This is a genomic window from Saccharopolyspora sp. 6V, assembly GCF_020176785.1.
Lineage (GTDB): Bacteria > Actinomycetota > Actinomycetes > Mycobacteriales > Pseudonocardiaceae > Saccharopolyspora_C > Saccharopolyspora_C gregorii.
In genome coordinates this window covers 74,788-82,730 of record NZ_JAIUKB010000029.1, presented here as the reverse complement: position 1 = coordinate 82,730, position 7,943 = coordinate 74,788, and the positions used below count along the sequence as shown (strand labels likewise).

The window sequence follows — 7,943 nt, the reverse complement described above, 5'->3', positions numbered from 1 at the left end:
GGGTGCGGGGGCGGGGCGGACATGGGCGCCGATCCTAGCCGCCTCGGATCTCCGGCCGGTCCTGCTCCGGGTCGCCGTGATCGGTCTCCACCCGGTTCCGCCCGGCCCGCTTCGCCCGGTACAGCGCGATGTCGGCCGCCGCGAACAGGTGGTCCAGCTTCGCGGGTCCGCCGGCGACGCCGATGCTGACGGTGGGGACGCGGCGCGTGCAGCCGAGCACCAGGCGCCAATCGTGCCGGTCGACGGCCGACCGGATGCGTTCCGCGACGACCGGGCCCGCGTGCCGGGAGTCCTCGGCGTCGTCGACCAGCAGCACCACGAACTCGTCCCCGGCCCACCGGCAGATCAGGTCGTCGGCGCGGCACTCGCGACGCAGCAGGTGCGCGACCTCCTGCAGGGTCGCGTCCCCGGCGGCGTGCCCCGCGTAGTCGTTGACGTCCTTGAACCAGTCCACGTCGAGCAGCACCAGCCACGGGATCCGGCCCTGCGCCGCGGTCTCCGCCAGCAGTTCGGGTGCTTGGCGCTGCAGGCCGAGGCGGTTCACCAGGCCGGTCAGCGGGTCGCGCACGGCCGCTTCCTGCGCCGCCGTCGCCAGCCGCTGCGCCTGGACGGCGACCCGCCGCTGCTCCAGCGCCTGGCCGAGGCCTTCCTGCAGCGTCTCCACGGCCGCGCTCCCGGCCCGCACCGTGCGGCGCAACGCGGCCGCCTCGCCCACGGCGTCGCCGAGCTGCACGCACACCGAGGCCAGGTCCAGCGAGTACCGCATCATCTGCATCGTGTCGCCGATGCTCTCGGCGCTGTCCAGCGCGCGGCTGGCGAAGGTGCGCGCCGAGTGCAGGTCTCCCTGGTCGCGCCGCACCACCGCCAGCACCCAGTTCGCCACGGCCGTGCAGAACCCGTCCTCGGCCTCCTTGCTGAGCTCCAGCGCGCGCTGGGCGAGCCGTTCCGCCTCCGGCAGCCGTCCGAGGCCGGCGAGGGCCCGCGCGCCACCGGCCAGCGACAGCCGGCGCAGCTGGCCCTCGCCGACGAGCAGCAGCGCCTCGTCGAACAGGTCGCGGGCCGTGCCGAACAGCCGTTCCGCGGCGGAGACCTCCCGCGCCACCGACCGGAAGATCAACGCGCTGGCCTGGCGGACCAGGCAGTGCGCCAGCGTCTCCGGGTCGCCCGCCTTGCGCGCCACCTGCACGCTCAGCGACATCAGCTCCAGCGCGGACTCCCGGTGCCCGATGGTCTCCAGCAGGTTGCCGAGGATGCTGATGGTCTGCGCCGCGGACGCGCCGCTCGGCTGGTCGGCGTCCAGGTCCGTCCAGCCCTCCGCCGCCAGTTCCAGGGCTTGCGGGATGCGGTTGAGCCGCCAGGAAAGCCACGCGCGGTGCACCAGCACCGTCGCCCGGTTCCACTGCTCGCCGACCAGGTTCGTCCCGGTCGAGACGAGTTCGTCGAACGCGACGTCCGCGTCGTGGAAGTGACCGGAATCGAGCAGGGCCCGCACGCGACGATCTTGCGCGGGGATGTGCCCCGACATCAGCGAATCGTCCTGTCGCACGGCGTCTCCGAGATCGTCCTCGTGCCCCGTTCCCCGCGTGTTCAGCTTCAGGCTACCGGGATCGGCCGCCCCGGTACTTGTCGTGGTGGACGACGTCCTCCAGCGGCGAGCGCCGCCGCCAGCCGTGTCGTTCCAGGTCAGGGGTTTCGGCGAGGGCGTGCACCGGTCCGATGCAGAGCCAGGCGACGGGCCGGACGCCTGCGGGGATGTCCAGCAGCCCGCGCAGGAACTCCTCCCGGTAGAAGCTGACCCAGCCGACGCCGAGGCCTTCGGCGGTCGCGGACAGCCACAGGTTCTGGATGGCCAGGCACACCGAGTACAGGCCGGCGTCGGCGATGGCGTGCCTGCCCAGCACCGCGGGGGAGCCGCGGTCGGGGTCGTAGGTGACGGCGATGCCGAGGCCGGACTCGACGATGCCCTCCACCTTGATCTTGGCGAAGGTCTCGGCCCGCTCCCCGCTGAGCTCGGCGGCGAAGACGTCCCGTTCGGCGCGCACGTGCTCGCGGAACGCACGGCGGGTGGCCTCGTCGCGGACCAGCACGAAGTCCCACGGCTGGCTCAGGCCCACGCTGGGGGCGCTGTGCGCGGCGGTCAGCACGCGGCGCAGCACCTCGTCCGGGATCTCGCCGCCGGTGAACTCGTTGCGGACGTCGCGGCGGCGTCGCAGCACGTCGTAGAGGTCGGCGGCGGGCATCGGTTCGGTGGATCGAGCGGTCATTGCCGCAATCCTGCCGTGCTAGACCACCCGAACGTGATGGCGAAGCGCACACCGCCCGCGAGACCAGCCGAGCGGCGCAACCGCCGACCAGCACTCCAACCCGCGGACCGAGACCCAGCACCCGCCGGATTCCATCGGTGGTTGCCTGTCAGCGGCGAAGCCGCTGAGCCGCCGACCACCAAAGCAACCGGACCACCCGCGGGTTCTCAGCGGGATTCTCGCGAGGACAGCTTTTTCCCTCGTGGCGGAGCCACTCGGGAAAAAGATCCCGCAGCGAGAATCCCGCTGAGGTTCCGCCACCCGACCCCCGAGCAAGACGAGCCGAAAACCAAGGAAAAAGTTCAGCGCTTGGCTGGGGAGGGGTAGGGGAGCAGGGCCATCTCCCGGGCGTTCTTGATCGCCGTGGCGACCTCCCGCTGCTCCTGCATGGTCAGCCCGGTCACCCGGCGGGAGCGGATCTTGCCGCGGTCGGAGAGGAACTTGCGCAGCAGCGCGACGTCCTTCCAGTCCACGGTGACGACGCGTTCCTTGCGCAGCAGGTTCTGCTTGCGGCGGGGCGGTTTGCGTTCGCTGGGCACGGTGCTCACCAACTCGACTTGGTCACGCCGGGCAGTTCGCCGTTGTGCGCGAGCTGGCGCAGGCGCACGCGGGAGAGCCCGAACTTGCGGAAGTAGCCGCGCGGCCTGCCGTCGACGGTGTCGCGGTTGCGCACGCGGGTGGCGCTGGCGTCGCGGGGCTGCCGGGACAGCTCGGCGACGGCGTCGGCGCGCTCCTCGGGGGAGCTGCCGGGGGCGGAGATGATCCGCTTGAGCTCGGCGCGGCGTTCGGCGTGCCGGGCGACGAGCACCTTCCGCTGCTCGTTGCGGGCGATCTTGGACTTCTTGGCCACCGGGTCTTCTCCTCAGCGCTCTTCGCGGAACTCGACGTGCTTCTTGATCACCGGGTCGTACTTGCGCAGCCGCAGCCGGTCGGGGTTGTTGCGGCGGTTCTTCCTGGTCACGTAGGTGAAGCCGGTGCCCGCGGTGGACCGCATCTTGATCACGGGACGGACGTCGTTGCTGGCCATCAGATGCGCTCCCCGCGAGATCGGATGTCGGCGACGACGGCTTCGATGCCGCGCTTGTCGATGGTCTTGATGCCCTTCGTGGACACCCGCAGGCGGATCCAGCGGTTCTCCGAGGGCAGCCAGTAGCGGCGCTGCTGCACGTTGGGCAGCCAGCGGCGGCTGGTGCGCACGTGCGAGTGCGACACCTGCTTGCCGTAGCCGGGTTCTCGCCCGGTCACTTGGCAGCGGATGGACACGAGGGGCCTCCTGATAACGACAGTCGTTTTCAATAAGGGTACCGTGTCGGTTCGGCAGATGAAAACCGTTCCTGATTGGGGCTGCGAGTGGGCACCGAAACCGAACCGTCCGAGGCCGCCCGGGTGCCGCTGGTCGTGGTCGCCGGGCTCGACGGCGAGCACGTCGCCGAGACCGCCGGAGCCGTCCGCGCGACCGACCCGCACGGCACCGCCGTCGTGCACCACGACCTGCGCGAAGTCACCTCCGGCGTGGTCCGCAGGTACCTGCGCCACGGCGACTCCGAACAGCTCACCGTGCTCGAACTCGCCCACGGCTGCGTGTCCTGCACGCTGCGCGAGGACTTCCTGCCGCTGCTGCGCAGGCTCGCCGCCGCCCCCGACGTGCGGCGCATCGTCGTGCGCCTCGACTCCTCCCTCGAACCAGAGGCGATCTGCTGGGCCATCGAGCACGTCGTCGTCGACACTGCCCCGGTAGCCGAGGACGTCGAGGTCGAAGCCGTCCTCACCGCCGTCGACCTGCCCAGCTGGCTCGGCGACGTCAGCGGCGACGAACCCCTCTACGAGCGCGGCCTCGCGGGCAGCCCCGACGACGAGCGCACCGTCGCCCAGGTCGGCGTCGGGCAGGTCGAGTTCGCCGACGCCGTCGTCCTCGCCGGGGACGCCGACCGCTGGCAGACCGTGCGCACCGAAGCCGTCCTCGACCGGCTGACCCCCGCCGCCCCGCGCACCGCGCTCACCGGGCTCGACGTGCCCGCGCTGCTCGCCGGCATCCCCGCCGGAGCCCGGCGCGGCGAAGTCGACGGCGCGCACGGCCCGCTGCTGCGCGGGCAGCCGCCGCTCGACGAGGAATCGGGCGTGTCCGTCGTGCTGTTCGAGCAGCGCCGCCCGTTCCACCCGGAACGGCTGCACGACGCGCTCGACGTGCTGCTCGACGGCGTCGTGCGGACCCGCGGCCGCGCCTGGGTCGCCAGCCAGCCCGACACCGCGCTCTGGCTCGAATCCGCCGGCGGCGGGCTGCGCGTCGGGCACGCCGGGCCGTGGCTCGTCACCCAGACCCCCGAGCAGTGGGCGCAGGTCGACCCGGAACGCCAGGTGAAGGCCTCGCTGAACTGGGACGACTACTACGGCGACCGGATGCAGGAACTCGTCGTCATCGCGCACGAAGCCGACCCCGGCGCCATCCGCGGCGCCCTGCACGAAGCCCTGCTCACCGACGAGGAACTCGCGCTCGGCGAGACCGCGTGGCGCGAACTGCCCGACCCCTTCGGCGAATGGCACGAGGACCCGTGCGCCGACGACGAACCCCAGCAGGCGCCCGCGTCCAGCGAAGGCGACCAGCGCGGGGCATGAGCACCCCGGCCCGCCGGGTAACCCCGGGCGCGCGACCGGAACGACCAGCACAGGAGGAGATCGTGAAACCGAACATCCATCCCGAGTACGGCCCCGTCGTGTTCCAGGACCGCTCCACCGGCACCCGGTTCCTGACCCGCTCCACCGCCACCTCGGAGGACACCGTCACCTGGGAGGACGGGCAGAACTACCCGCTGATCGTCGTCGACATCACCGCCGACTCGCACCCGTTCTGGACCGGCAACCAGCGGGTGCTCGACAGCGAGGGCCGCGTCGAGAAGTTCCGGCGCCGCTACGGCGACCGCCGCCGCTGAACCCGGCACCGCTGGACCCGGCACCGCTGGACCCGTGCCCGCCGAATCCCGGCGCCGCTGGACCCGGCACCGCCGAACCCCGGCACCACCTGATCGAGGAGGAAGAACCGCATGGCCGTTCCCAAGCGGAAGATGTCCCGCAGCAACACCCGGCACCGCCGCTCGCAGTGGAAGGCGACCGCGCCCGAACTGGTGCCGGTCGTCATCGACGGCGAGAAGAAGTTGGTCCCCCGCAACCTGATCCCGTATTTCCAGCAGAAGTGATCGCGGGTCCCCGCGCGTAGGGCGCGGCGGCTTCCTCGCCGCGGGACCGTTCTCCCCGGTGGCTACCCGCTCCCGGTGGAGGGCGCCGTCCCGCGGGGAAGCCGCCGGGAACCCGCTGATCCGCCGGTGCGGCCCGGTGTCGTGCCCGGTGGGCGCGGTCTGGGTCACATCGAGGTGGGCGGCGCGCCGCGCCGCTGCGGGTTCTCAGGTTCATCTCAGAACTACGCGCAACACTGTCCGCATGCGCATCCTCGTCGTCGACGACGACCGGGCCGTGCGCGAGTCCCTGCGCCGCTCGTTGCAGTTCAACGGCTACCAGGTGGAGCTCGCCGCGGACGGTCAACAGGCCCTGGACCAGCTGGCGGACCAGCGGCCCGACGCGATGGTGCTGGACGTCATGATGCCCCGCCTGGACGGCCTGGAGGTGGCGCGCAGGTTGCGCAGCACCGGCGATGACCTGCCGATCCTGGTGCTCACCGCCCGCGACGCCGTGTCCGACCGGGTCGCCGGGCTCGACGCGGGCGCCGACGACTACCTGCCGAAGCCGTTCGCGTTGGAGGAGCTGCTCGCCCGGCTGCGCGCGCTGCTGCGCCGCGCCTCCCCGTCCGCCGACGACGGCGACGAGCTGCCGCCCGCGCTGAGCTTCGCCGACCTCCAGCTCGACCCCGGAACCCGCGAGGTGCGCCGCGGCGACCGGCCGATCAGCCTCACCCGTACCGAGTTCGCGCTGCTCGAACTGCTCATGGCGCACCCCAAGCAGGTCCTCACCCGCAGCAGGCTGCTGGAGGACGTGTGGGGCTACGACTTCCCGACCTCCGGCAACGCGCTGGAGGTCTACATCGGATACTTGCGCCGCAAGACCGAGACCGAAGGTGAACCCCGCTTGATCCACACCGTGCGCGGCGTCGGCTACGTGCTCCGCGAGACCCCGCCGTGACGGCGCCCGCCCCGCCCGCTCCCGACGCCGAGACCGGCGGTACCGGTGATCGCGGCCGGTTGCAGCGGATCTCGTTGCGCAACCGGGTGACCTTGCTGGCCGCGCTGTCCGTGGCGGGAGCCGTGGCCCTGGTGTCCCTCGGCGCGTTCTTCACCGTGCGCGACAGCCTCTACGAGCAGCTCGACGACAGCCTGCTGCGGCGCGCCGTCGAAGCCGAGTCCGGGCCGCTGATCGACGAACCCGCCGGGCTGCAAGGCGTTCCGGTCGCGTTCTACACGGCGGCGAACCTGGAGATCAGCGTGCTCTACCCGAACGGGGCGGAGCTCGCGCCGAGCCAGCGGCCGCCGTCCGGGCCGCTGGAACTCGCCGTGGCGCAGGGGAAGCTGCCCCGCTCCATCCGCACCGACGAGGCCACCAACAGCCGCATCGTGGCGGTGCCCGCCGACAACGGCGCGCTGGTCATGGCGCAGTCCCTCGGCCCCACGAAGGCGACGCTCGCGCAGCTGAGCCTGGTGCTCGTCGTGATCGGCGGGGCGGGCATCCTGCTCGCCGCCGCCGCGGGCACCGCGGTGGCCAGCGCCGGGCTGCGGCCGGTGCAGCGGCTCAACGCGGCCACCGAACGCGTCGCGCTCACCGGTGATCTGCGGCCCATCCCGGTGTCCGGGGACGACGAGCTGGCCCGGCTCACCACCTCGTTCAACGACATGTTGGGGGCGCTCGCCGAATCGCAGGAGCGGCAGCGGCGGCTGGTCGCCGACGCCGGTCACGAGCTGCGCACCCCGCTGACCTCGTTGCGCACCAACCTGGAACTGCTGATGGCCGCCGCGCAGCCGGGGGCGCCCGCACTGTCCGACCAGGACCGCGAGGAGATGTTCGAGGACGTGCGCGGGCAGATCACCGAGCTCTCCGCGCTCGTCGGGGACCTGGTGGAACTGGCCAGGGAGGACGCCCCGCAGGCCGTGCACGAACCCGTCGAGCTCGTCGACGTCGTGGAGCGCGCGCTGAACCGGGCGCGCAGGCGCGCGGGCCCCGTCGAGTTCGACGTGCGGTTGCAGCCCTGGTCGATGATGGGCGACGCCACCGCGCTGGAGCGGGCGGTGCTGAACTTGCTGGACAACGCCGCCAAGTGGAGCCGGGACGGCGACACGGTGCGGGTGCAGCTCTACCCGGACGGCGCCGGTTCGGTCGTGCTGGAGGTCGCCGACGGCGGGCCCGGCATCGCCGAGGCGGACCGGCCGCACGTGTTCGAGCGATTCTACCGGTCGTCGCTGGCGCGCACGCTGCCCGGTTCCGGGCTCGGGCTGTCCATCGTGAAGCAGGTCGCGGAGCGGCACGGCGGCAGCGTGTGGGCCGGTGCGGCGCCCGAGGGCGGCGCGCTGCTGCGGATGGTCCTGCCGGGGCACGTCGGCTGACCGCGTGCGGCGGTTGAGCCGATCGGCGGCGGCGCTGCGCGGAACGGCGGCGGTGCTGGGCGGATCGGGGACGGCGCTGGGCGGATCGGGCGGACGCGCC

11 protein-coding genes are annotated in these 7,943 nt (G+C 72.6%); 5 read left to right on the top strand and 6 right to left on the bottom strand.

The window, feature by feature from the left end; translation table 11 throughout:
- Positions 1-34: 34 nt before the first annotated feature.
- From LCD35_RS06815 to rpmB, 6 genes are all read right to left on the bottom strand, one after another.
- Positions 35-1,525, bottom strand: a complete 1,491-nt coding sequence (locus LCD35_RS06815; protein WP_224967888.1) for a diguanylate cyclase — start codon at positions 1,523-1,525, stop codon at positions 35-37.
- A 73-nt stretch (positions 1,526-1,598) separates the two neighbouring features.
- Positions 1,599-2,264, bottom strand: a complete 666-nt coding sequence (gene bluB / locus LCD35_RS06810) for a 5,6-dimethylbenzimidazole synthase (RefSeq protein ID WP_224963098.1) — start codon at positions 2,262-2,264, stop codon at positions 1,599-1,601.
- A gap of 341 nt (positions 2,265-2,605) precedes the next feature.
- Complete coding sequence (rpsR, locus tag LCD35_RS06805; RefSeq protein ID WP_224963101.1) at positions 2,606-2,851, bottom strand: 30S ribosomal protein S18; 246 nt, start codon at positions 2,849-2,851, stop codon at positions 2,606-2,608.
- The gene (gene rpsN, locus LCD35_RS06800) at positions 2,848-3,153 is read right to left on the bottom strand and encodes a 30S ribosomal protein S14 (RefSeq protein WP_224963104.1); all 306 of its coding nucleotides are present in this window, start codon (positions 3,151-3,153) and stop codon (positions 2,848-2,850) included. The genes rpsR and rpsN overlap by 4 nt, the downstream gene beginning before the upstream one ends.
- Positions 3,154-3,165: 12 nt before the next feature.
- Positions 3,166-3,330, bottom strand: coding sequence for a 50S ribosomal protein L33 (rpmG, locus tag LCD35_RS06795; RefSeq protein WP_224963106.1), 165 nt, complete (start codon positions 3,328-3,330; stop codon positions 3,166-3,168).
- Positions 3,330-3,566 (bottom strand): 50S ribosomal protein L28, encoded by a 237-nt coding sequence (gene rpmB, locus LCD35_RS06790; protein ID WP_224963108.1) that lies wholly within the window; start codon positions 3,564-3,566, stop codon positions 3,330-3,332. Before rpmB ends, rpmG begins: the two co-directional genes overlap by 1 nt.
- 87 nt (positions 3,567-3,653) lie before the next feature.
- Between rpmB and mrf the strand changes: the two genes are divergently transcribed.
- The 5 genes from mrf to LCD35_RS06765 all read left to right on the top strand — a co-directional run bounded on the left by mrf (position 3,654) and on the right by LCD35_RS06765 (position 7,843).
- Positions 3,654-4,916 (top strand): ribosome hibernation factor-recruiting GTPase MRF, encoded by a 1,263-nt coding sequence (gene mrf / locus LCD35_RS06785; RefSeq protein ID WP_224963110.1) that lies wholly within the window; start codon positions 3,654-3,656, stop codon positions 4,914-4,916.
- Positions 4,917-4,978: 62 nt separating this feature from the next.
- Positions 4,979-5,230 (top strand): type B 50S ribosomal protein L31, encoded by a 252-nt coding sequence (locus LCD35_RS06780; protein WP_224963330.1) that lies wholly within the window; start codon positions 4,979-4,981, stop codon positions 5,228-5,230.
- A gap of 111 nt (positions 5,231-5,341) precedes the next feature.
- Positions 5,342-5,494: a 50S ribosomal protein L32 gene (gene rpmF, locus LCD35_RS06775; RefSeq protein ID WP_224967884.1), complete on the top strand. Its 153-nt coding sequence runs from the start codon at positions 5,342-5,344 to the stop codon at positions 5,492-5,494.
- 241 nt (positions 5,495-5,735) lie between these two features.
- Positions 5,736-6,431, top strand: coding sequence for a response regulator transcription factor (locus LCD35_RS06770; RefSeq protein WP_224962883.1), 696 nt, complete (start codon positions 5,736-5,738; stop codon positions 6,429-6,431).
- Positions 6,428-7,843 carry a cell wall metabolism sensor histidine kinase WalK gene (locus tag LCD35_RS06765; protein WP_225043911.1) on the top strand — a complete coding sequence of 472 codons (1,416 nt, stop codon included), beginning with the start codon at positions 6,428-6,430 and terminating at the stop codon, positions 7,841-7,843. The genes LCD35_RS06770 and LCD35_RS06765 overlap by 4 nt, the downstream gene beginning before the upstream one ends.
- Positions 7,844-7,943 lie beyond the last annotated feature (100 nt).

Excerpts from the sequence above, each read along its gene's own strand:
- rpmG (WP_224963106.1), bottom strand. The coding sequence starts at position 3,330 with ATGGCCAGCAACGACGTCCGTCCCGTGATCAAGATGCGGTCCACCGCG.
- bluB (WP_224963098.1), bottom strand. The coding sequence starts at position 2,264 with ATGACCGCTCGATCCACCGAACCGATGCCCGCCGCCGACCTCTACGAC.
- LCD35_RS06770 (WP_224962883.1), top strand. The coding sequence starts at position 5,736 with ATGCGCATCCTCGTCGTCGACGACGACCGGGCCGTGCGCGAGTCCCTG.
- rpmF (WP_224967884.1), top strand. The coding sequence starts at position 5,342 with ATGGCCGTTCCCAAGCGGAAGATGTCCCGCAGCAACACCCGGCACCGC.
- LCD35_RS06815 (WP_224967888.1), bottom strand. The coding sequence starts at position 1,525 with ATGTCGGGGCACATCCCCGCGCAAGATCGTCGCGTGCGGGCCCTGCTC.